General features: G+C 59.9%; 20 protein-coding genes. 18 read left to right on the forward strand and 2 right to left on the reverse strand.

Annotated features, from left to right (window positions below; translation table 11 throughout):
• Positions 1-9: 9 nt before the first annotated feature.
• The 15 genes from PXK01_RS17710 (at position 10) to PXK01_RS17780 (ending at position 17589) form a co-directional block, all read left to right on the forward strand.
• The gene (locus tag PXK01_RS17710) at positions 10-1389 is read left to right on the forward strand and encodes a phenylacetate--CoA ligase family protein (RefSeq protein ID WP_274861125.1); all 1380 of its coding nucleotides are present in this window, start codon (positions 10-12) and stop codon (positions 1387-1389) included.
• Positions 1386-2993 (forward strand): acyl-CoA carboxylase subunit beta, encoded by a 1608-nt coding sequence (locus PXK01_RS17715; RefSeq protein WP_028288577.1) that lies wholly within the window; start codon positions 1386-1388, stop codon positions 2991-2993. The genes PXK01_RS17710 and PXK01_RS17715 overlap by 4 nt, the downstream gene beginning before the upstream one ends.
• Before the next feature lie 10 nt (positions 2994-3003).
• On the forward strand, positions 3004-5010 hold the full coding sequence (locus PXK01_RS17720) for an acetyl/propionyl/methylcrotonyl-CoA carboxylase subunit alpha (protein ID WP_142494836.1): 2007 nt from the start codon (positions 3004-3006) through the stop codon (positions 5008-5010).
• Positions 5011-5014: 4 nt separating this feature from the next.
• Positions 5015-5974 (forward strand): hydroxymethylglutaryl-CoA lyase, encoded by a 960-nt coding sequence (locus tag PXK01_RS17725; protein ID WP_028288579.1) that lies wholly within the window; start codon positions 5015-5017, stop codon positions 5972-5974.
• Positions 5975-5986: 12 nt separating this feature from the next.
• Positions 5987-6901 (forward strand): SDR family NAD(P)-dependent oxidoreductase, encoded by a 915-nt coding sequence (locus PXK01_RS17730; RefSeq protein ID WP_028288580.1) that lies wholly within the window; start codon positions 5987-5989, stop codon positions 6899-6901.
• Positions 6901-7695 carry a citryl-CoA lyase gene (locus tag PXK01_RS17735; protein WP_100160969.1) on the forward strand — a complete coding sequence of 265 codons (795 nt, stop codon included), beginning with the start codon at positions 6901-6903 and terminating at the stop codon, positions 7693-7695. Before PXK01_RS17730 ends, PXK01_RS17735 begins: the two co-directional genes overlap by 1 nt.
• A 3-nt stretch (positions 7696-7698) precedes the next feature.
• Complete coding sequence (locus tag PXK01_RS17740) at positions 7699-8862, forward strand: acyl-CoA dehydrogenase family protein (RefSeq protein ID WP_028288582.1); 1164 nt, start codon at positions 7699-7701, stop codon at positions 8860-8862.
• Between the two features lie 10 nt (positions 8863-8872).
• Positions 8873-9712, forward strand: a complete 840-nt coding sequence (locus PXK01_RS17745) for an FAS1-like dehydratase domain-containing protein (protein WP_028288583.1) — start codon at positions 8873-8875, stop codon at positions 9710-9712.
• 211 nt (positions 9713-9923) lie between these two features.
• Positions 9924-10703 (forward strand): ABC transporter ATP-binding protein, encoded by a 780-nt coding sequence (locus PXK01_RS17750; RefSeq protein WP_028288584.1) that lies wholly within the window; start codon positions 9924-9926, stop codon positions 10701-10703.
• Between the two features lie 46 nt (positions 10704-10749).
• Positions 10750-12705: an AMP-binding protein gene (locus PXK01_RS17755; RefSeq protein ID WP_233145719.1), complete on the forward strand. Its 1956-nt coding sequence runs from the start codon at positions 10750-10752 to the stop codon at positions 12703-12705.
• A 15-nt stretch (positions 12706-12720) separates the two neighbouring features.
• A complete protein-coding gene (locus tag PXK01_RS17760) occupies positions 12721-13605 on the forward strand; it encodes a branched-chain amino acid ABC transporter permease (protein WP_028288586.1) in 885 nt (294 codons plus the stop codon).
• A gap of 93 nt (positions 13606-13698) precedes the next feature.
• Positions 13699-14661, forward strand: a complete 963-nt coding sequence (locus PXK01_RS17765) for a branched-chain amino acid ABC transporter permease (RefSeq protein WP_202076295.1) — start codon at positions 13699-13701, stop codon at positions 14659-14661.
• A 34-nt stretch (positions 14662-14695) separates the two neighbouring features.
• Complete coding sequence (locus PXK01_RS17770) at positions 14696-15934, forward strand: ABC transporter substrate-binding protein (RefSeq protein ID WP_051630972.1); 1239 nt, start codon at positions 14696-14698, stop codon at positions 15932-15934.
• Positions 15935-15995: 61 nt separating this feature from the next.
• A complete protein-coding gene (locus tag PXK01_RS17775; RefSeq protein WP_028288589.1) occupies positions 15996-16787 on the forward strand; it encodes an ABC transporter ATP-binding protein in 792 nt (263 codons plus the stop codon).
• 13 nt (positions 16788-16800) lie between these two features.
• A complete protein-coding gene (locus PXK01_RS17780) occupies positions 16801-17589 on the forward strand; it encodes an SDR family NAD(P)-dependent oxidoreductase (RefSeq protein ID WP_028288590.1) in 789 nt (262 codons plus the stop codon).
• A gap of 25 nt (positions 17590-17614) precedes the next feature.
• Here the strand turns inward: PXK01_RS17780 and PXK01_RS17785 are convergent, their stop codons facing one another.
• Positions 17615-18718 (reverse strand): CaiB/BaiF CoA transferase family protein, encoded by a 1104-nt coding sequence (locus tag PXK01_RS17785; protein WP_036540260.1) that lies wholly within the window; start codon positions 18716-18718, stop codon positions 17615-17617.
• 113 nt (positions 18719-18831) lie between these two features.
• Between PXK01_RS17785 and PXK01_RS17790 the strand changes: the two genes are divergently transcribed.
• From PXK01_RS17790 to PXK01_RS17800, 3 genes are read left to right on the forward strand one after another with little or no spacing between them, the layout of a single operon-like run.
• Positions 18832-19620, forward strand: a complete 789-nt coding sequence (locus PXK01_RS17790; RefSeq protein ID WP_028288592.1) for an enoyl-CoA hydratase/isomerase family protein — start codon at positions 18832-18834, stop codon at positions 19618-19620.
• Between the two features lie 16 nt (positions 19621-19636).
• Entirely contained in the window at positions 19637-20875 is a 1239-nt protein-coding gene (locus PXK01_RS17795; protein ID WP_027264384.1) for a thiolase family protein, read from the forward strand.
• A 16-nt stretch (positions 20876-20891) separates the two neighbouring features.
• Positions 20892-22058, forward strand: coding sequence for an acyl-CoA dehydrogenase family protein (locus PXK01_RS17800; RefSeq protein WP_142494837.1), 1167 nt, complete (start codon positions 20892-20894; stop codon positions 22056-22058).
• A gap of 10 nt (positions 22059-22068) precedes the next feature.
• On the opposite strand, the gene PXK01_RS17805 is transcribed toward PXK01_RS17800, so the two are convergent.
• A complete protein-coding gene (locus tag PXK01_RS17805) occupies positions 22069-22422 on the reverse strand; it encodes an SDR family NAD(P)-dependent oxidoreductase (RefSeq protein ID WP_268987217.1) in 354 nt (117 codons plus the stop codon).
• Positions 22423-22503 lie beyond the last annotated feature (81 nt).

A 22503-nucleotide genomic window follows, 5' to 3' on the forward strand; every position in this document is an offset into this window, starting at 1 on the left:
CAATTTGGAATGCGCTTCCGGCGGGAAGATGCCGCCGACAAGGTAAATGATCGCTTCTGGCACGCGATCGAGGGCACGCCGCTCGACGAGGTGCGCCGTATTCAGGAAGAGCGACTGCGCGATCAGATGGCCTATCTCAAGGCAAACTCGACTTTCTATCAGGAGAAGTTCGCGAAAGCCGGTGTGGAATTCGACGATATCCGCACCATCGAAGACCTGCAGAAACTGCCCTATACCTACAAGACCGAGATCCGCGAAAGCCTGGCCGCCGATCCGCCGTTCGGCAAACACCGCGCCGCGCCCATGTACGAGATCATCCAAATGCAGGCATCGTCGGGCACGACCGGCAGCCCCTCATATGTGGCCCTGACCGAATCCGACGCCGAAATGTGGCACGAGATGACGGCACGCTGTTTCTTTGCCAATGGCGTGCGGCCGGGCGACATGGTGCTGCACGCGTTTTCGCTCGCCAAGGGCTTTGTCGGCGGCATCCCCGTGATGCAGGGATTGCAGTACATGGGCACGATCGATGTCCCGGTGGGCGCCGATGGCGGTGCGGAACGGCTGCTGCGCGCCTGCGCCGACACCCGCACGCGTTGCGTGGTCGGCGCCCCGAACTTTGTGCTGCACCTGGCCGAAAAGGCTCCCGAGGTACTTGGCTGCAAGGCCAGCGAACTGGGTATCGAGCGCGTGATCGTCGGCGGCGAACCCGGCGGCGGCATTCCCGCAATTCGGGCAAAGATCGAAAAGGCCTGGGGTGCGAAATGCACCGAGATGCTGGGCGGCACCGATCTGGGCGTGACATACTGGGCCGAGTGCGACGCCCAGTCGGGTATGCACATGGTCAACATGGATTATGTCCTGACCGAGCTGCTCGACCCGGAGAGCGGCAGGATCATTCCCTGGAAAAAAGGCGCAGAAGGCGAGATGGTCTATACCGCGCTCGGCCGCCAGGCGAGCCCGCTCGTGCGGTTCCGGTCAGGCGATTATATCGAAGTGATCGATACCGAATGCTCCTGCGGCCGCACCGGACCGAAGATCCGCTGCACCGGCCGCACCGACGACATGCTGATCGTGCGCGGGGCCAATGTCTTCCCGTCGGCGATCAACAGCATCGTTACCGAAATGGTGCCGGACACCAACGGCGTCATGCGCATCGTGGCCGATTTCGAGGGCCATACCACGCAGGGCGCGCTGACGGTGATTGTCGAACGGGGCCCCGATCGCGATCCGGCCGATGACGTCACCCTCAAAAAGAAAATTGAGCAGCGGCTTCGCGACTCCTTGGTCTTCAAGGCCGACGTTCACCTGGTTGCGGCCGACACTTTCGAAAAACCTGGCGCCGCTAAGGTCGCCTTCGTTCTCAGGAAATATCCAGACCTGCCATGACTAGAATGAAATCCCTTCTCGACAGCGGGTCGGACGACTTCCGCGCCAACGACGTGTCTTACCGCGAAAAGGTCGATGAACTACATGCCCTCCGGCTCTTACAGCGCGTCGGCGGCCCCGAAATGGCGCGCAAACGTCATGTGGACAAAGGCAAAATCCTGCCGCGCGAACGGATCGAACGGCTGATCGACCCGGGCACACCATTTCTGGAACTCGGCGAGTTGGCCGGACTGAATATGCACAAGGGAGTTCCACCCGGCGCCGGCATCATTACCGGTATTGGCGTGATCGAAGGCCGTCAGTGCATGATCATCGCCAATGATGCCACCGTAAAGGGCGGCACCTATTTCGGGATCACCTGCCGCAAACACGTCCGGGCACAGAAAATTGCCTGGAAAAACCGCCTGCCCGTCATCACCCTCGTGGACTCCGGCGGTGCCTTCCTGCCCGACCAGGCCAACCTTTTCCCCGACGAAGGCCAGTTCGGCTCCATCTTTCACCAACAGATCGGCATGTCTGGCGATGGTGTGCCGCAAATCGCCGTGGTCATGGGGCCCTGCACCGCGGGTGGTGCCTATATCCCCGCGCTCTGTGACGAAGTGGTGATCGTGCGCGGTCAGGGCTTTATGTATCTGGGCGGACCGGAATTGACCTTTGCCGCAACCGGCGAAAAGGTCGAAGCCGAAGAACTGGGTGGCGGCAAGATGCATTCGTCCGTTTCCGGTGTGACCGACCATTTGGCCGAAGATGACGCCCACGCTCTGGCCATCACGCGCGAAATTGTCAGCCATCTTGGCGAAAAACCCCAACCCCGCAAGACGCCCGAAACGCCCCGTGCGCCCGCCTACCCGGTCGAAGAGATTTATGGGCTCATCAGCCGCGACCCCAAGGTGCCGACCGACAACCGCGAAATCGTGGCTCGGTTGGTCGATGAGAGCGATTTTCACGAATTCAAGCCGCTTTATGGCGACACGATCATGACCGGCTGGGGGCGCATCCACGGCCACGAGGTCGGGATCATCGCCAATACAGGCGTGCTTTTCGTCGAAGCCGCGCTGAAGGCGACGCATTTCATCAATCTCTGCGTCCAGCGTGATATTCCGCTGCTGTTCCTGGCCGATGTGAACGGCTTCATGGTGGGCCGCGAGGTCGAGCAGATGGGCATTGCCAAGGCTGGCGCCAAGATGATCACGGCCATGTCTTCGGCCCGGGTGCCGAAATTCACAATCATCACCGGTGGCTCTTACGGGGCCGGATACCTGGCGATGCTGGGCCGCCCGTTCCAGCCGGACGCAATGTTCGCCTGGCCGACGGGACGGTCGGCAATCATGGGGCCGGAACAGGCCGCCAGCGTGCTGGCTCAGGTCCGCGCGCAGATCAACGAACGCGAAGGCAAAAGCTGGACCCCCGAGGAGGAGGAAGCCTTCAAGGCACCGATCCGCAAGGAATACGAAGATTTTCAGGGAGCCTATAATTTTGCTTCCAACCTTTGGATCGACAGCGTGATCGAGCCCTGTGAGACCCGTGACGTCATGGCGCTGATGCTGGATGTGACATCGCGCAGACCCAAGGTCGATACCAACTTCGGCGTGTTCAGGATGTGAGGAGCGAACCGTGAAAATCAAAACGCTTCTGATCGCCAACCGCGGCGAAATTGCCTGCCGGATCGCGCGCACCGCGCGGGCCAGCGGTATCACCCCTGTCGGCGTGCATTCGCAGGCCGATGCCAATGCCCTGCATGTCCGCGAGATCGGCAAATCTGTCTGTATCGGTGCCGGGCCTGCATCCGAGAGCTATCTGAAAATCGACGCGGTGATTGCCGCTGCGCAATCAGTGGGCGCGGATGCGATCCATCCCGGTTATGGCTTTCTGGCCGAAAACCCCGATTTTGCTCGTTCGGTCGAAGCCGCCGGCATGATCTTCATGGGGCCGACGCCGGAAACGCTTGAACGTTTCGGCGACAAGGCCAGCGCCAAAGAGGCCGCCGTGGCGGCCAGCGTCCCGGTGATTTCGGGCGCCGAAGGTGCGCGGTCCGATCCCGAGCAGATTGCCGAGGAGGTGCGCCAAATGGGCCTGCCGGTGCTGCTCAAGGCGGTCGGCGGCGGTGGTGGGCGCGGACAACGGCTCGTCACTGACGAGACCACGCTGGTCGAGGACATCGAAGGCGCGCTGCGCGAAGCAAAATCCACCTTCGGCTCCGAAGGGCTGCTGTTGGAGCGTTTCCTGCCCGAGGCGCGCCATGTTGAAGTGCAGATCGCAGGTGACGGCAAGGGCCATGTGGTGCATCTGTTCGAACGCGATTGCACGCTTCAGCGCCGCCACCAGAAGGTCATCGAGGAAGCCCCGGCCTGGGGTCTGCCCCGAACGCTTCTGGACGACATCGCACGCGACGCGGTGCGCTTGGGCGAAACGCTGGACTATCGCGGGCTGGGCACGGTCGAATTTCTGGTCGCGGGTGGCGAGTATTTCTTCCTTGAGGTGAACCCGCGCATTCAGGTGGAACATCCCGTCACCGAAGCGATCACCGGGCTGGACCTTGTCGCGCTTCACCTGCGGATTGCCGAAGGCGCGGGCCTTGGACTGGTGCAGGACGATCTGACGATCAACGGCCACGCGGTCGAGGCGCGGCTTTACGCCGAAGATCCGGCGATGCAATTCGCCCCGTCGACGGGCACGCTCTCCACGCTCAGCCTGCCATCGGGCCTGCGCATCGACAGCGGCGTCGAAGAAGGCGATGCCGTCACGCCCTACTACGACCCGATGATCGCCAAGCTGATCGTGCACGCGCCCGACCGGGAAACCGCATTGGCACGTCTGGCCACGGCGCTTGATCATGTCGCGGTCGAAGGTGTCGAGACCAATCGCGCCTTTCTAACGGCGCTGGCGCGAAACCATGAATTCGAACGGATGCAGGTGCATACCCGCTGGATCGACGGCAGGCTGGATGAGCTGACACAGGCACCCGGCCTGACCCGCCCAGATCTGTGGAAGGCGACCGCTGCCATTCTCTTCGTGACCCAGTCGCGCAGCGACACAGACGCCAATCCCTGGACCAACCGTGATGCCTTTACCGGCTGGCGGCTTGGACTGGGCGGCGATGCGATTGAAGCGGGGCAGCGCGTGACGCTTACCGATTCTGACGAGGTATCCGAAGAACTGCGCGTCAGTCCAGTCAAACCGGGTGCCAAGTACACCATCCATTCGGAGAAAGGCGAGGCGCTGATACTGTCGGCACGTGAACTGACCCCGGGCCGTTGGCGTGTCGGCGAAGGCGACACCGTCCATCTGATCGACGCGCGCCTGCACGCGGGCGTGATCGAACTGGATACGCCCGAAGGCCGCCTGGTCTTTCGGCCCGCCGCGCCCCTTGCCTTTGCCGGCGGCGATGCCGCGGCGGATCGCGCCGTGACCTCTCCGCTGACCGGCATGATTGTCGAAATCAAGGTCTCCGATGGTCAGAGCGTGGCCGAAGGCGACGTGGTCGCGGTCATGGAATCCATGAAACTCGAAATCTCGATCCGGGCGGCCGCGGCCGGGATCGCCAGCAATATATCCGTCTCGAATGGGGACATGGTCGATCGCGGCCAGGTCATCGCCGAGATCCTGCCATCCGAGGAGTGATGAAATGAGCGACTTTCCCAAATTCGTAGAATTTCGTGAAGAAGGCCCGCGTGAGGGTTTTCAGATCGAAAAGAAGATTTACCCGATCGAAGAGCGGATCGAACTGATCGACATGCTCAGCGAAACCGGCTTGAAACGCATTCAGGTCGGCAGCTTTGTCAGCCCGAAATACGTTCCTCAGATGGCGGACACCGGCGAGTTGTTCCAGCGTATCAAGCGCAAACCGGGCGTGAACTACACATCGCTGTGGCTGAACGACAAAGGGTTTCGCAAGGCCCTGACCGCGCATGAGGTCGATATCGACCCGCGTCTGCTGTTCTATCCTTCCGAAGCATTCGCCCAATCGAACAACAATTGTTCCTCGGCCGAGATGCGGGAAAAACAACGTGACTGGGTCCGTCTTTACAAGGAAGAGGGATATACCGTCGACGCGGCCTATGTGATGACCGCTTTCGGCTGCAACCTCGAGGGCCCCATCCCCCAAGAACGCATCTTGGACGATTTCCGCTTTATCCTTCAGCTATGCGAAGAAGAGAACATCCCCGTGCCGATCCTCGTGGTCGCCGACACCATGGGTTGGGGAAACCCCGAGGCGGTCAAACGGATGATCGGCGCCCTGCGCGAATTGGCGCCCGAGGCGCGCATCGGTATGCACATCCATGACACACGTGGGCTGGGGATCGCCAACGTTTATGCGGCCCTGTCGATGGGCGTGGACATGTTCGAAAGCTCCGTCGCCGGTCTTGGCGGCTGTCCTTTCGCGGGCCACGGCCACGCGCGCGCCGCAGGAAATGTCTGCACCGAGGATGCAGTGTTCCTGTGTCACGAGCTCGGCATCGAAACCGGCATTGATCTGGACAAGCTGATCGCAGCGGCGGTCAAAGCAGAAGAGATCATCGGTGTGCCGCTCATGGGCCGGGTCATGCACACCGGCGGGTTGGACAAATACCGCAAGTCACTCTGAGGGAGCAAGAAGATGACAAAAGCACTTGACGGAAAGGTCGTTCTGGTCACCGGGGCCGGCGGTGGGATCGGGCGTGATATCGCCTTGATGGCAGCTACCGAAGGCGCCGCCGTGGTGGTCAATGATCTGGGCGCATCCCTGAAAGGCACCGGTCAGACAGAAACTGCGGCGCAGAAAGTCGTCGAAGAGATCAGGGCCGCTGGGGGCGATGCCATTGCCGATGGCGGCTCTGTCACCGATCCCGATGCCGCGCGCGCGATGATCGAAGCCGGGGTCAAGGAATTCGGTCGCATCGACGCGGTGGTAAACAACGCCGGCATTCTGCGCGACGGTTACTTCCACAAGATGACCTATGAGGATTTCGACGCGGTGGTGAAGGTCCATCTTTATGGTGCCTTCAATACCAGCCGCGCGGCCGCCGACTATTTCCGCGAACAGGAAAGCGGCGCGCTCGTGCACATGACCTCGACCTCGGGGCTGATCGGCAATTTTGCCCAGGCGAACTACTCTGCCGCGAAGCTGGGCATCGCGGCCTTCTCAAAATCTGTTGCGCTTGATCTCAAGCGCTGGAACGTGCGGTCAAACTGCATCGCGCCCTTCGCCTGGAGCCGGATGATCTCGTCGATCAAGACAGACACCCCGGAACAGGTGGCACGGGTCGAAAAGATCAAGGAGATGACACCGGCCAAGGTTGCACCGATGGCCTGTTTCCTGATGAGCGACCGCGCGGCTGACGTGTCAGGACAGATCTTTGCGGTTCGCAAGAACGAGATCTTCCTGTTCAACCAGCCCCGCCCGGTGCGGTCGGTTCATTCCGGTGATGGCTGGACCGCCGATGAAATCGCCGATCGCGCCATTCCCGCGCTCAAATCGCAGTTCACGCCGCTCGAAGTTTCGGCGGATGTCTTTTCATGGGATCCGGTCTAATGGGAAAACGCAAAGAAAAAATCAGCTCCAGCATTGCCTGGAGCACCCCTGACAAGATCAGCGTGCGTGGCCTCGACCTGCCCAACGAGATCCTGGGCCACATGAACCTCGGCGATCTGGCGTTCCTGCAACTGACGGGCCGCAAGGCCACACCCGAGGAAAGCCGGGTGTTCAACGCCATCGTCATTACCCTGGTCGAACATGGTATCACGCCCTCGGCCCTGGCGGCGCGGATGACCTATATGGGGGCGCCGGAATCGCTTCAGGCGGCTGTGGCGGCTGGCTTGTGTGGGCTGGGCACCGTCTTTGTCGGTTCTATGGAAGGTGCCTCGAAAATGCTTTACGAGGCACTGCCACAGGACAAGTTGGGCACCGGTGTCGATCTGGATGCGCTGGCCGTCGAGACGGTAGAAAAATTCCGCGCCCGCAAGATGATCGTGCCGGGGCTCGGACATCCGGTGCACAAACCGGTCGATCCGCGCACCCCGCGCCTGTTCCAGATCGCTGCCGAGAACGGCAAGTCCGGTGAATACATCGAGTTGATCCAGAAAATTCAGGCCGTTGCCGAAGAAAAATCGGGTAAGATGCTGCCGATTAACGCCACTGGTGCGATCGGAGCGATCTGCTGTGAATTCGGCTTTCCCTGGAAGATCGTGCGGGGCTTTGGCGTCATGGCGCGCGCCATCGGCCTGGTCGGTCATATCCTCGAAGAGAGCGAAAACCCGATCTCCTATGAATTGTGGCAGCGCGCCGAAGAGGAAATCCTCGAAACCTCCGGCCCGGGAGCGGCTTGAACGATGCAGACGTCAGCCCCAGACACTCACACCGATCTGCGCGATGCCTTGCGCGCACTTTGCGCGCAGTTTCCGCCAGAGTATCATCGCAAGTTCGGCGAAGACGAAACCTACCCCGAGGAATTCGTCGATGCGCTGACCCGCGAGGGCTGGCTTGCCGCGATGATCCCAGAGGAATACGGTGGCTCGGGTCTGGGGTTGACCGAAGCCTCGATCATCATGGAGGAGGTGAACCGCTGCGGCGGAAACGCGGGCCATTGCCACGGGCAGATGTATAACATGGGCACGCTGCTGCGGCATGGTTCGGATGAGCAAAAGCAGACATACCTGCCCGGTATTGCCAGCGGCGCGTTGCGCCTGCAATCCATGGCCGTGACCGAACCGACAACCGGGACCGACACCACCAAACTGAAGACCATCGCAGTCAAGAAGGGTGACCGGTATGAGATCAATGGCCAGAAGGTCTGGATCAGCCGTATCCAGCATTCTGACCTGATGATCTTGCTGGCCCGCACTACGCCGCTGAGCGAGGTCAAGAAAAAGTCGCAGGGCCTGTCGATCTTTATGGTCGATCTGAAAGAGGCAATCGGCAACGGGATGGAGGTCCGCCCCATCGCCAACATGCCCGGCCACGAAACCAATGAAGTGTTTTTCGACAACCTGGAAATCCCCGCCGAGAACCTGATCGGCACCGAGGGGCGCGGGTTTTACCATATTCTTGACGGGCTGAACGCCGAACGGACCCTGATTGCGGCGGAATGCATCGGTGATGGATACTGGTTCGTTGACAAGGCCCGCGCCTATGCCGGCGACCGCGTGGTCTTTGACCGTCCCATCGGCCAGAACCAAGGTGTGCAATTCCCTATCGCCAGGTCCTATGTGAACATCGAGGCCGCCAATCTGATGCGCTTTGAAGCCTGCAGGCGGTTCGATGCCGGACTGGATTGTGGTGCACAGGCGAACATGGCCAAGCTGCTGGCTTCGGAAGCCAGCTGGGAAGCGGCCAATGCCTGCATCCAGACCCACGGCGGCTTCGGTTTCGCACGGGAGTACGATGTTGAGCGCAAGTTTCGCGAGGCGCGCCTCTATCAGGTCGCCCCGATCTCGACCAACCTGATCCTCTCCTATGTCGGCGAACATATCCTCGGCATGCCCCGATCCTTCTGAGGCCAGAAACATGGGTGAGATCGACCTTGACGCGCTGGCGCCCTGGCTGGGACGCACCGAGACCAAGGAAGATGTTCTGACGCAGGGGCTGATCGACAAATTCCGCGCCACGCTCGGTCCGCATCTTTGGGACGAAGCCGGCGATGTCCCGCTGGGGGTTCATTGGTGCCTTGCCCTTGATACCGTGCCAGCTGCCGCCCTGTCAGAAGACGGCCACGCCGCGAGGGGTGGATTTCTGCCCCCTGTTCTGCTGCCCGCCCGCATGTGGGCTGGCGGCGATGTTACGCATATCGCGCCGCTGAAAATCGGCGAAACCATCACCCGACGCTCTTCGATCAGGAATATTGTGGCCAAGCAGGGCCGTAGTGGACCATTGGTCTTTGTGACCGTCGAACATGAGTATCTGAGTGGCAACCGGCTTTGTATCCGGGAGCAGCAAACGATCGTTTATCGTGAGATTTCCACCCCCCGCACGGGCGAGAGCGCAGCTGACGCGGGTGACCCCAACACGCTTAGATCGACGCTGACACCGGATCCTGTTCTTCTGTTTCGCTATTCGGCGCTGACGTTCAATGCCCATCGCATTCACTATGATTACGTCTACGCCACCGAAACCGAAGCCTATTCCGGACTTGTTGTGCATGGCCCATTGCAGGCCACGCTGCTTCTGAATCTGGCGGCGGGTGCGTTGAAAACATCGCCCCACCGGTTTTCGTTCCGTGGCCTCGCGCCACTCACCCTGCCCTGCGAATTGCAACTGCACAATGAAGGGACCGGCACCTCCGGGACAGTCTGGTGTCAGGATCAAAAAGGTCTTCGAAGCTTTTCCGCAGAGTACGCGGCCGTCTGATCGGTCTTCTTCGGTAGCGAATTCAGTTGTTGACCAATTTTTCTAACATCTGTTAGGCTTCGCGGAGAGACTTGGTAAATAAACCAGGCAAACCTCTGAATTTAGAGGTGGGAGGAGGAACAATGCGAGGAAAACTCGTAACCAACGAAAAACCGTGCGGTCAGGCTATGCGCGCCTCCATGAGGTGTGGGGCAAAAGCACGGGCCGCAACATGACCACGAATAACGGGCACGTATCCTCACCGCTTGCGGTGCGTGGTGCAACTTTGAAATTTGGCGGTGTGACCGCGCTCGACGATGTGAGCATTTCTGTGGCCGACGATGAATTGCTTGCAATTATCGGACCGAACGGAGCCGGAAAAACATCACTTCTAAACGTGACTGCGGGCTTCTACCGTCCGCAGAAGGGCCGTGTCGAATTGTCCGGGCAGGACGTGACCGGCCTGCGTGTTGACCAGATCGCCCGGCGCGGTCTGGCGCGGACGTTTCAGGGCACCCATCTTTTTGCCGGGCAGACGGTGGTGGAAAACATTATGATCGGCCGCCACATGCTGATGAAATCGAATGTAGTCCAGGCTTTTTTCCAGTTCGGTCCCGTGATGCGCGAGGAATCGGAACATCGTGAAGCCGCAGAGGAGATCATCGATTTTCTCGAGATCGAGGCAATCCGCAACCGGCCCGTGGGCACGTTGGGGTATGGGTTGCGCAAGCGTGTCGATCTGGGCCGTGCATTGGCGCAGGAACCGTCGATCCTGCTGATGGATGAACCGATGGCCGGCATGAACTCGGAGGAAAAAGAAGACCTGGCGCGCTTCATTCTCGATGTGCGCGAGGCGCGCAAGATTCCGGTAGTTCTGGTGGAGCACGACATGGGCGTCGTGATGGACCTTGCCGACCGGATCGTGGTGCTGGATTTCGGGCGGGTCATCGCTGAAGGCACCCCGGAAGAAATCCAGAAGGACCCGGCTGTCATAAAGGCATATCTGGGGTAGCGGCATGGTCAAACAACGGACAGCAATGGTCTTTTCGGACCCAGCAGTGACACATAGCGAAACCCTGCCGCAGGTTTTGCTCGCGCGAGCGACATCCACACCGACCAACCTCGCCGAACGGCACAAGCGCCTGGGCATCTGGCGTGAATTCACCTGGGCCGATGTTCTTGACAGGGTTCGCGCCCTGGCTCTCGGGTTGGAGAACCTGGGCTTGTCGGCTGGCGAATCCGTCATGATGATTGGCGAAAACGAACCCGAACATTTCTGGGCTGAATACGCCGTCCAGTCGTTAGGCGGCAAAGTCCTGTCTGTCTATCCGGATCAAAACGCTGAAGAGATTCTGTATCTGGCCGAAGACTCGCAAACGCGGATTTTTCTGGCACAGGATCAGGAGCAGGTCGATAAATGCATCGAGATTGCGGGCAAGTACTCGGGCGCCCTGGCGGTCGTTTACTGGGACGATTCCGGTCTGTGGGGCTATGATCATCCCCTGTTGCATTCGTTTGAAAGTGTGAGCGCGGCCGGGCGTCAGATCCACGCCAAGGAACCCGCCAGATTTGAAGAACACGTAAAACGTGGACGGGCGGACGATACCGCCTTGCTGTCCTATACCTCGGGTACCACGGGAAAACCCAAGGGCGTTGTCATCAGCCATCGCTACCTGTTCGACAATTGCTCGCGGGTGATGGGGGCAATCGAAATCGCGCCGGGCACCGAATACCTGACCTACATTTCGCCGGCCTGGGTCACGGAACAGATTTTCGGCCTGTCGATCGGTTTGATCGCGCCCATGGTCGTCAACTTCCCCGAAGGCCCTGAAGACGTACTGACCAACATTCGCGAACTGGCGGTCGACGCACTGGTGTTCAGCCCGCGCCAGTGGGAAAATCTCGCCTCCATCGTTCAGGCCCGGATGCTGGGGGCGGGTAAAATCCGCAATGCGATGTACAACTGGGGTATGAAGGTCGGCCACGACGTTTATGTGGAACGGCTGGAGGGGCGTAGCCCCAGCCTTGCCGCACGCCTGCAGCTTCCCTTTGCCGAAGCTCTGGTGCTGCATCACCTGCGCGACAATCTTGGCCTTGGTAAGGCCAAAAACGCAATGAGCGGCGGCGCCCTGATGGCACCTGACGTCTTTCGTATGTTCCACGCGATGGGGGTTAAGCTGCGCAACGTGTATGGCGCGACCGAAATCGGCCTTCTGACCGCGCATGTCGGCGAAAGCTATCAGCTGGAAACCAGCGGCAGCTGGATGCAAAGCAACACGAACTACGGCGAACCGCTGGAATACAGGGTCTCGGACGAAGGGGAGCTTCAGGTGCGTGGCGGATCGGGCTTCGGTGGCTATCACGGCAAGCCCGAAAAGACCGCAGAGGAATTGACCGAAGACGGTTGGTACAAGACCGGTGACGCGGTGTCGATGACCGACGACGGCGAGCTTTTGTTCTTTGACCGTGTCAAGGATATGCGCCGCCTGGCAAATGGGCACAGCTATCCGCCGCAATTCATCGAAACGCGGTTGCGGTATAGCCCCTTCATCAAGGATCTCATGACCTTGGGCGACGAAACCCGGAGCTTCGTCAGCGCGCTTATCAATATCGATATGGAAGTTCTCGGGCGTTGGGCGGAAGAGAACAAGATCAGCTTTTCGACCTACACCGATCTCTCGCAGAAACCCGAAGTTCTGGACCTTATCAAAGGCGAAGTGGCGCGCATCAATGCGCTCCTGCCCGAAGGCTCGCGCGTGGCACGTTTTGCGAATTTTCCCAAGGAACTCGACCCGGATGAAGGCGAGTTGACCCGCAGCCGAAAGCTTCGCCGGGCCTTTCTGGAGGAACGGTATGCCAAGCTCGTCGAGGCGATCTATGCTGGCGATGACGAGACAGATCTCGAAATCGCTGTGACCTATCAGGACGGCCGTCAAGGCGTTCTCAAGACCACGGTTCGCGTGTCGGATGTTGAAAACGCATCGAAGGCTGCCAAGCGGCAGTCCAAATCTTAAAGGAGGTCGGCGACAATGGTCTATTTCATCAATGACATCATTACCGGGGCTTTGATCGGCCTTCTGTATTCGCTGGTGGCCATGGGCTTTGTTGTGATTTACCGCGCCAGCAAGGTGTTCAACTTCGCGCAGGGCGAGCTTGTGATCATCGGCGGGTTCATCGTCTGGTTCACAACGATGCAAGCGGGGCTTAGCCTTTGGTTGTCGATACCCCTTTCGCTGGTTCTGGCCGGGCTGGTCGGGTACGCAATCGAACGGATTTTCCTGACAAAGCTGATCGGTGAATCGGTTTTCTCGATGGTCATGGTCACCGTCGGCCTTTTGATCCTGCTGCGCGGTTTGGTGCTGCTTGTGTTCGGTCCCGCGGTAAGACCCTTCCCGATCATTTTTCCGCTGAAACCCTTGTTCCTCGGCGATATGTTGATCCCGATGAACCTCCTGATAGGTGGGATCATCACCATTGTCGCGGCCGTCGGCCTGTCGTGGTTCTTCAACCGGACCCGGTCCGGCCTCCGTATGACCGCTGTGGCGGAGGACCACGTCGTAGCTTCCTCGATGGGCATTTCGGTGAAAGGCTCGATTGCCGTTGCCTGGGTTCTCGGGGCAATCCTGTCCACAATTGGTGCGATGATCTTTCTCAGCGGCAAATCGCTGACCTTCCTGGCCTCGGATATCGGGTTCGCGGCCCTGCCGGTGGCGCTCTTTGCCGGGCTGGAATCCATCGGCGGGCTTATCCTGGCAGGAATAATCATCGGCATCGCGCAGAGCTTGACCACCAACTACCTTGATCCGTTGATCGGTGGCTCGCTCGGCAGTGTCGTTCCATATATCATAATGCTTGCCATTCTGCTGATCCGGCCGACCGGCCTGTTCGGCTGGCGCACAATCGAACGGGTGTAATCCATGGATCCTTCTGGCGTATTCCCGACAAGCTATCGCAGTGACAGACGTTTGATCCGAACGCGCTGGCAGTTTCTGGCCCTCGTCGTATTCATGGCTCTACTGCTGTTGGCGCCTTACCTGGTGAGCAGCCGTATCATCGCTATCCTGAATATGATGATGATCAGCGCCGTCATCGCCGTCGGGCTTCAGATCTGCACCGGCTATGCGGGCCAGATCAACCTGGGTCAGGCGGCGTTCATGGGGGTCGGCGCCTATACGGCCTCGATACTGGCCTCGAAGACCGGCCTTACGTTTCTGCTGACCATTCCTCTGGCCGGGCTCTCGGCTGCGCTGTTCGGCTTTCTCTTTGGCTTGACCGCGGCGCGGATCAAGGGGTTCTATCTGGCACTGACCACGATTGCAGCTCAGTTCCTGTTCCACTTTGCCGTATTGAACCTGCCGTCAACCTGGCTGGGTGGATCGAACGGTATCACCGTGCCCCCGGCCGAGCTTTTCGGGCAGCGATTTGTCAGCGAATCTTCGCAGTTCTATCTGAATTTCGCCGTGACCGCGATCATGGTGGCGGGCGCGTTCGGGATCGTTCGGTCACGCTTCGGCCGTGCCTTCGTGGCGGTCAGGGATGATGACGTGGCCGCGGGTATAATGGGGATCAATGTCGCGGCCACAAAGGCAAATGCCTTCCTGATCGGCGCTTTCTATGCGGGCGTCGGCGGGGCGCTTTGGGCCTATCTGATCCGCTTCGTGGGGGTAGACCAGTTCACCCTGTTTCACTCGATCTTCTTCGTCGCGATGATCATCGTCGGCGGGATGGGTTCAATCGTGGGGGCCCTGATCGGCGTCTTCATTATCCGCATCATCCAGGAAATTATCGCGACGGTCGGCCCCAATATCGCCGACTCGGTATCATTCCTTGGCGGTGACATCGTGTTCGCTGGCATGAATGTCGTTCTTGGCGGCGTGATCGCATTGTTTATGATCCTCGAACCCAAGGGGCTGATGCACCGCTGGAACATCCTGAAGTCGTCATACCGTATCTGGCCGTTTCCTTACTGAGAAATAGAGCGGCTCTAAACCTGGGAGGAAGAATATGACTTACCAATCGAATCGAGGTCTTCGCGGCTTACTGGCAGCGGCTGCCTTGGCGGCCGCGGCGACCATGCCTTTGAAGGCGCAGGCCGAAGAGACCTATAATCTGGCCCTGCTGTCGGACTTTTCCGGCCCTTATGCTGACATCATGCCCATCCTGGCAGGCGGACGCGAAGCTGTGTTCACCTGGTGGAATGAAACCCGCGGCAAGGAACTTGGCGTCACGCTGAACTACAAAAACTACGAAACCCGCTATGACGCGGCACAGGTGGCAAGTCTCTGGCCCGGGATCAAATCGGAACTGGACCCGATTGCGGTTGTCGGCCTCGGCGGGCCTGACGTCGCGGCCCTTTCCGAACGCCTGCCGGAAGACAAAATCCCGATGTTCATGGCCACAGCGGCCTACGGTTTTGCCTGGCAACCGGATGCCTGGATTTTCAACCCACGTCCGACCTATTCGCACGAAAGTGTCGGCTTTCTAAACTGGATGCGTGAACAGCGCGGAGGAGACGAACCGCTCAAGGTTGCGATCCTCGCCTCCGAAGCATCGCCTGCCTATGTCGACATGGCAAAGGGCCTTGAACTCTATGCCGAAGAGCACCCCGAGGAGATCGACCTCGTCGAGGTCATCTATACCGAAGTTCAACCCACCGATCTGACGGGGCAAATGCGCCGCGTTGTACGAGCCGGGGCCGAGGCGCTGGTAATCCAAACGAACACCTCTATCGTGGTTGCCGCGAAACGTGGGCTGCAGGCCAACGGGGCGAACATCCCGATCATGATGAGTTCGCATAACGGGCTTCCAGCCTCGGGTGGCGCGCTTGGCGGGCTTGAGCAAATGGAGGGGGACTTTGAAGCCTACGGCATGGCGATTGCGGCCGATGAGGACACTCCCGCGCGACAATTCTACGAGACATTGGTTGCCGATTACGGACTCGAAGCACCTTGGAACGTCGTGACCGCAATGGGCGTATCTCAGGGTCTCTATACCGTGACCGTGATCGATCACGCGATCGAGGCGAACGGCGCCGAGGGCCTGACCGGAGAGATGGTACGTGAGGCGCTTTTTGCCAAACCGATCACCACCGAAGAAACCCATGGGTTCCTGCCGACCTTGTCCTTTACGCCAGAAGCACCGTTCCCATTGGAAGGCCTCAAAGTGAATGTGGGCACCGTCAAAGATGGGAAAATCACCATCGCGGCAACGGGTGTCGACGTTCCGCAAGTTGAGAAATGGTGAATTAATCCGGGCGCCGCAGTCGCGGCGCCCGTTCTGATCCTTAGCCCCGGGCAATATGACCATGCTGGAACTCAACAACGTAGAGGTGACATATTCCGACGTCATCCTGGCGCTCAAAGGCGTGTCCATGACAGTCCGTGCGGGACAATGTGTTGCTCTGCTCGGTGGCAATGGCGCAGGAAAAAGCACGACGCTTAAAGCCATCTCGGGAACGCTCAAATCCGAGGATGGAACCGTTTCGGCGGGGTCCATCGTTCTGGACGGAACTCCCATTCAGAACATGGAAGCCTCGGAAGTCGTGAAGAACGGTCTCATCCATGTGATGGAAGGGCGGCGCGTTTTGCGGCATCTGACGTCAGAGCAAAACCTGATCGTCGGCGGGCACATGGTGCCCAACTCCGCCGAGCTGAAAAAGCGCTTGGACCATGTTTACACCTTGATGCCCCGGCTTGCGGACCTGCGCAACCGCACCTCTGGCTTCATGTCTGGTGGCGAACAACAACTGCTGCTGATCGGCCGGGCCATGATGGCCAGCCCCAAGATCATCGCGATCGACGAACCGTCGTTGGGATTGGCCCCGATGATGATCCGGGATGTTTATGAAGTGCTCAAGCAGCTCAAGTCAGAAGGCACGACCTTCTTCCTGGTCGAACAAAACAGCGCCGCGGCGCTATCGATCGCCGACTATGCCTATGTGATGGAGAACGGCCGGATCGTGATGGACGGCCCTGCCGACAAGCTCGCTGACAACGAGGACATCAAGGAATTCTATCTCGGCGTCACCGCATCGGGCGAGCGCAAAAGCTATCGAGATATCAAACACTATCGCCGCCGGAAGAGATGGCTGGGCTGAGGAGAAGGAATTCATGAGCACCATCCTGGATATCAAGGGCCGCACCGCGCTGGTGACCGGCGCCGGACAGGGCGTGGGCCGGCAGGTCGCGCTTTATCTGGCGGAACATGGCGCAGGCGCTGTTGTGATCAATGATTTTCACGCCGATCGGGCGGAAAGCGTTGCCGCAGAAGTTGAAGCAGCTGGCGCCAAGGCATTGCCAATCGCCTTTGACGTCTCGAACTTCGAGGCGGTCGGCGCAGCTTTCGCCGAGGCGCAATCCGCGTTCGGCGGCGTGGATATCCTGGTCAACAACGCCGGGAACGCGGGGCCGACCTCGCGGCTCGATGATCTGGTGCCCTTCTGGGACTCAGACCCATCGGAATGGAAGCGCTGGATGGCGACCAATTTCGACGGCGTGTTGAACTGCACCCGTCACGCAATGCCCCTGATGGTCAAGGGCGGCTATGGGCGCATCGTGACAGTCATCTCCGACGCGGGCCGCGTGGGCGAGCCGCATCTGGCGGTCTACTCCGGCGCCAAGGCCGGCGCGGCCGGCTTCATGCGGGCAATTGCAAAAGCCGGTGGTCGGTTCGGGATCACCGCGAATTGCGTCGCCTTGGGGGGCACAAGAACTCCGGCTGTCGCCGACCTGATCCCGGATGCAGAGACCGAGAAGCGGGCATTGTCGCAATACGTGATCCGCCGTCTGGGCGAGCCGGAAGACCCCGCCGGAATGATCCTGTTCCTCTGCTCGGATGCTGCCAGCTGGATCACCGGTCAAACTTATCCGGTGAATGGCGGGTATTCTTTTGCCTGCTAGAGCCGCCATCGGACGGCTGCCGCCTCTAGTTGGAGCTGTCCGAAAAAACGCTGTCATTATCTGCCCCGAGCTCGGGGGGCAGATCCGGTATCGCGGTTTCGAAACCATCGAATTTCAACGGCTGGACAATAAAAGTCTCGGCCTTGCCGCCGTCATGCGTAATCTTGCGCAGCAGCTGGCGCGCACGCACATGGGGGTCGTCCAACGTTTCGACCAGGGAATTGACCGGACCCCATGGCACCCCCGCCTTATCCAGAAGGTCGCCCCATTCGGCGCGCGTCTTGTTGACCAAAATCGCCGCGATTTCTTCGCGCAGCGCGGCCTTGCGGGCGACACGGTCGCGGCCTGTCAACGGCGCAAGATCCGCCCTGTTGATCACATCGCAGAACGGTTTCCAGAACCAGTCCTCATGCGCGATGGACAAGGTCAAGAGCTTGCCGTCTTTGCAGGTGAACACGCCATAGCCCGGCTCGGCGATAAATTCGCCCAGCGGTGTTCCATTGGCGGCGGGAACGAGGAATGCGGTCAACATCGAAACCACCGCATCCGACATGGACACGTCCACGTAACGCCCCTGCCCTGTGCGCTGGCTCGACACCACCGCCGACAGGATTGCGATCGCCGCGAACAACGCCGCGCCAACATCCGCAAGGGGGATCGGCGGCACAGGGCCGGGCTGCTTTGCATCGGCCTGATCGGCCAGCAAACCGCCAACCCCTTCATAGCTCAGGTCATGGCCAGCCCTGTCACGATAGGGGCCGTCCTGCCCGTAACCCGAAATCGATACATAAACCAGCCGCGAGTTGACACTACGCATGTCCTCGAAACCGGCACCCAAGGCCGCAAGCTTGCCAGGGCGGAACCCTTCGACGATGACATCCGATTCCTTGGCCAGTTCGCGAAACCGTGCCAGCCCCTCGGCCGATTTCAGATCCAACGCAACGCTGCGCTTGCCTCGGTTCAGTGCCCGGAACAAGGGCGGAAATTGCCGGGCCGGATCGCCGACACCCGGTCGTTCGATCATGATCACCTCGGCTCCCATGTCGGACAACAGCATTGTGGCATAGGGACCGGGAAACTGTTCGGCAAGGCTGAGAATTTTCAGGCCGGCCAGGGGTGCAGTGCTCATATCAATCTCCAGCTCTTTTGTTTTCCACGTGCGGGTCCGCCCGAGTGCAGCGCAAATCGCCGCAAAAGACAAGGCGAAAAACCAATAATATGTATAATTATCAGGAGCTTAGCATGAGTGAAGCAAAGCAGACGCTATTCGTTGAGCGGGTCGCAAAAACTGAATGGATTACCTTCCAGCGCACCGAACAGCTCAACGCAATGTCAACGCAGATGCTGCGCGAGATGGCGGCAGCACTGGAATCGGCGCTGGCCGACGATGGGGTGCGTACAATTGTCCTGACCGGCTCTGGCCGGGCATTCTGCGCCGGTGCCGATCTGAAAGAAGTTGCTGGCGCCAAACATGCACCAGGCGAGCCGGATCTTCTGGATCTTGTCGATCACACGTTTGGGCTGATGCGACATGGCCCGAAACCGGTGATCGCCGCAGTGAACGGGCTGGCGATGGCGGGCGGTTTGGAAATGGTGATGGCCTGCGATCTGGTCTTTGCCGCCGAAAGCGCGCAACTGGGCGACGCACATTCCAACTTTGGCGTCTTTCCCGGGGCCGGCGGTGCGGCGATCCTGCCGCGTAGGATTGGCCTGAACCGCGCGAAATACCTGCTGTTCTCGGGCGAGAACGTTTCGGCACGGGACATGATGGACTGGGGACTGGTGAACAAGGTCATCGCGGACGAAGACCTGCGACAAGCGGTGCAGGCCTTTACCGACAGGCTGGCAGAAAAAAGCCCGGCGGTCTTACGCCGCATGAAGACGGTTGCCAATCGGTCGCTGGACGTGGACGAAACCGCCGCGCTTTCCGAAGAGATGCTGAACCTGCGCGCGCACATGCGATCCTGGGACATGCACGAGGGTCTGTCGGCGTTCAATGAAAAACGAAAACCGCAGTTTCGCGGATACTAGGTCAGGAGGACAAACGATGCAGGACATTTACATCGTTGGCATCGGGATGACGCCGTTCGGAAAGTTCCGGGACAAAACCATCAAGGACATGACCGGCGAGGCCGTCGCCGCCGCGCTTTCCGATGCCCGAGTGACGGCAGATCGTATCGACGGCGCATTCTTCTCGAACGCGGTGCAGGGCCACATGGAGGGCCAGCACATGATCCGCGGCGAAATCGCGCTGCGTGAAATGGGCATTCAGGGCATTCCGGTGGTGAATGTCGAAAACGCCTGCGCCAGCGCCTCGACCGGGTTCAAACTGGCAGTCGATTTCCTCAAGGCCGGCAATGGCGACTGCTGTCTCGCCGTGGGCGCCGAAAAGATGTATTCTGACGACCGTGCGTTGATGTTTTCGGCCTTCGACAGCGGCTGGGACGTCAGCAACAGCGAAGAGGTCGCGCAACGGCTGGCCGATCTGGGTGCAGGGGTCGAGGAACCCGAAGGATCGAAATCGCCCAAGCCCTACAGCGTGTTCATGGATGTCTACGCAGGCTTCGCCCGGCTGCACATGAAGACCTTTGGCACAACTCAGGAACAGTTCGCCGCCGTCGCCGCCAAGAACCATGCGCATTCCGTGCATAATCCACTGGCGCAATACCGAGAAGCCATGAGCGTCGATCGGGTATTGGCCGCGCCGCCGATCACCTATCCGCTGACCCTGCCGATGTGCGCCCCGATCTCGGACGGGGCCGCTGCGGCCGTTTTATGCACCGGCGAGGGGATAAAACGTCTGGGCCTAGATCCCGCGCGCGCGATCAAGGTCAAGGCCGCGATCCTGCGCTCGGGCACCGATCGTCCGCCGGAAGATTACAAGAACCACCTGACCCGGCTTGCCGCGCTTGAGGCCTATGAACAGGCCGGGATCGGCCCCGAGGATATATCGGTGGCCGAAGTGCATGACGCCACGGCCGTGGGCGAAGTGATCCAGATCGAGAACCTCGGATTTGTCGAATTCGGCGAGGGCGGTCCCGCCAGTCTGCGCGGCGAGACAAAGATCGGTGGACGCATTCCGGTGAACCCCTCGGGCGGGTTGGAATCCAAGGGCCACCCGGTCGGTGCCACAGGGATAGGGCAGGTTTTCGAACTGGTCACGCAACTGCGCGGCGAAGCTGGCGCGCGTCAGGTCGAAGGGGCAAAGAACGCCATCGCCGAAAACGGCGGGGGGTTGCACGGGGTAGAAGAAGCGGCCGCCTGCGTCACCATTCTGGGCCGTTGAAACAAGGAGACGAACCATGGAAAACGTGATCGCCGCCGCTCAGGCAATCTATACAGATGAGCAACGCATGTTGCTGGAAAACTTCCGCAAGATGGCCGAGGCAGAGTTCGCGCCGCTGGCCGAGAAATACGAGAACCTCGGCCACCCCCCCGATGCGAAAACCCTGAAGTCCCTGTTCGCCAAGGTCGAGGAATTCGGGCTGATCAGCGGCCTGATCCCCGAAGAGGACGGCGGTGCCGGAATCGACCGCATGACCTATGGCATCCTATACGAGGAACTGGCCCGGATATGGGCCGATCTGGCAATCGCGGTGCTGATTCAGGGTCATGCCGTGTTCGCGGTCAACCTCTTGGGAAATGTGGCGCAGAAAGAGGCCTATCTGAAGCCGCTCCTGCGCAGCGAACGGATCTGTGCCACCTGTATTTCCGAACCAGAGGTCGGTTCGAACGTACGCGAGGTCAAGACACGTGCGGACCGCGAGGGCGATAAGATTTTCGTCACTGGCCAGAAGCTCTGGATTTCCAATGGGGCCCAGTCGGATTTCGCCATCGTTGTCTGCAATCTGGACGACGGTATTTCCATGGTCATCGTCGACCGCGATACCGGCAACTACGAGAGCCGCGAATTGCGCAAGCTGGGGCTTATCGGTGCATCGACCTGCGAATTGTTTTTCGACCGTGCCGAAACCAGCGCTGACCATGTTCTGGGTAATGCAGGCGGCGGCCTGTTCCAGACATTGAAACTGTTTGAGAGCGCTCGCGTGTTTGTCGGCCTGACGAGCATTGGCATAGCGCAGGCGGCGTTGGAATGTGCCGTCAAATATGCGCAGGATCGCCAACAACATGGTAAGCCGATCGGCGGGCACCAGTTGATTCAAGGCTACTTGGCCGACATGGCCACGCACCTGGATGCCGCGCGCCTGTTGTGCCAGCGCGGGCTGCAACTTCTGGACTTGGGCGTGCGCTGTGACACCCAGACCTCGATGGCGAAATGGTATGCAACCGAAATGGCCGTCGAAATCGCCGGCAAAGCGGTGCAGATCCACGGCGGCAACGGCATCACCAAAGAGTTCCCCGTTGAACGGCACTTCCGCAATGCAAAGGTCATGCCGATTCCCGATGGCACCACCGAAATCCAAAAACTGGTCATCGGGCGCAACCTGACCGGGCTTAACGCGTTCTGAAATCGTGACTCTAAGAATTGCGGCCGGGGATTCCCGGTCGCCTTATCGTAGGCCCCCGGTCCGGGGGGGCGGCCAACGGATCATGCCCCAACCGGCGCTGCGGGACGCGTTTGATCAATGCCTGTCCCGCGTCAGTGGCAAAAAACTCACGGTTCAGGTCGGTTTCGATATAACCGGGGCAGATGGCATTCACCCGGATGCCATGCCGCGCCCATTCAAGCGCCAGAGACCGGGTCAGTTGAATCAGCCCTTCCTTGGACGCGGCATAGGCGGACACATGGCTGGCCACCCGTGTGCCCAGAATCGAGGCGACATTGACGATACAGCCCCCGCGTCCGGCATCAATCATCGCTTTGGCGGCGATACGTGGGTAGTGTCCCGGGAGATGGTGTAGGAACTGGCGTCCACCTGCTTCTTCATAGCTGGTGCTGCTCGTTCACTGCGC

It is taken from the genome of Phaeobacter sp. PT47_59 (assembly GCF_028890025.1).
Classification (GTDB): domain Bacteria; phylum Pseudomonadota; class Alphaproteobacteria; order Rhodobacterales; family Rhodobacteraceae; genus Phycobacter.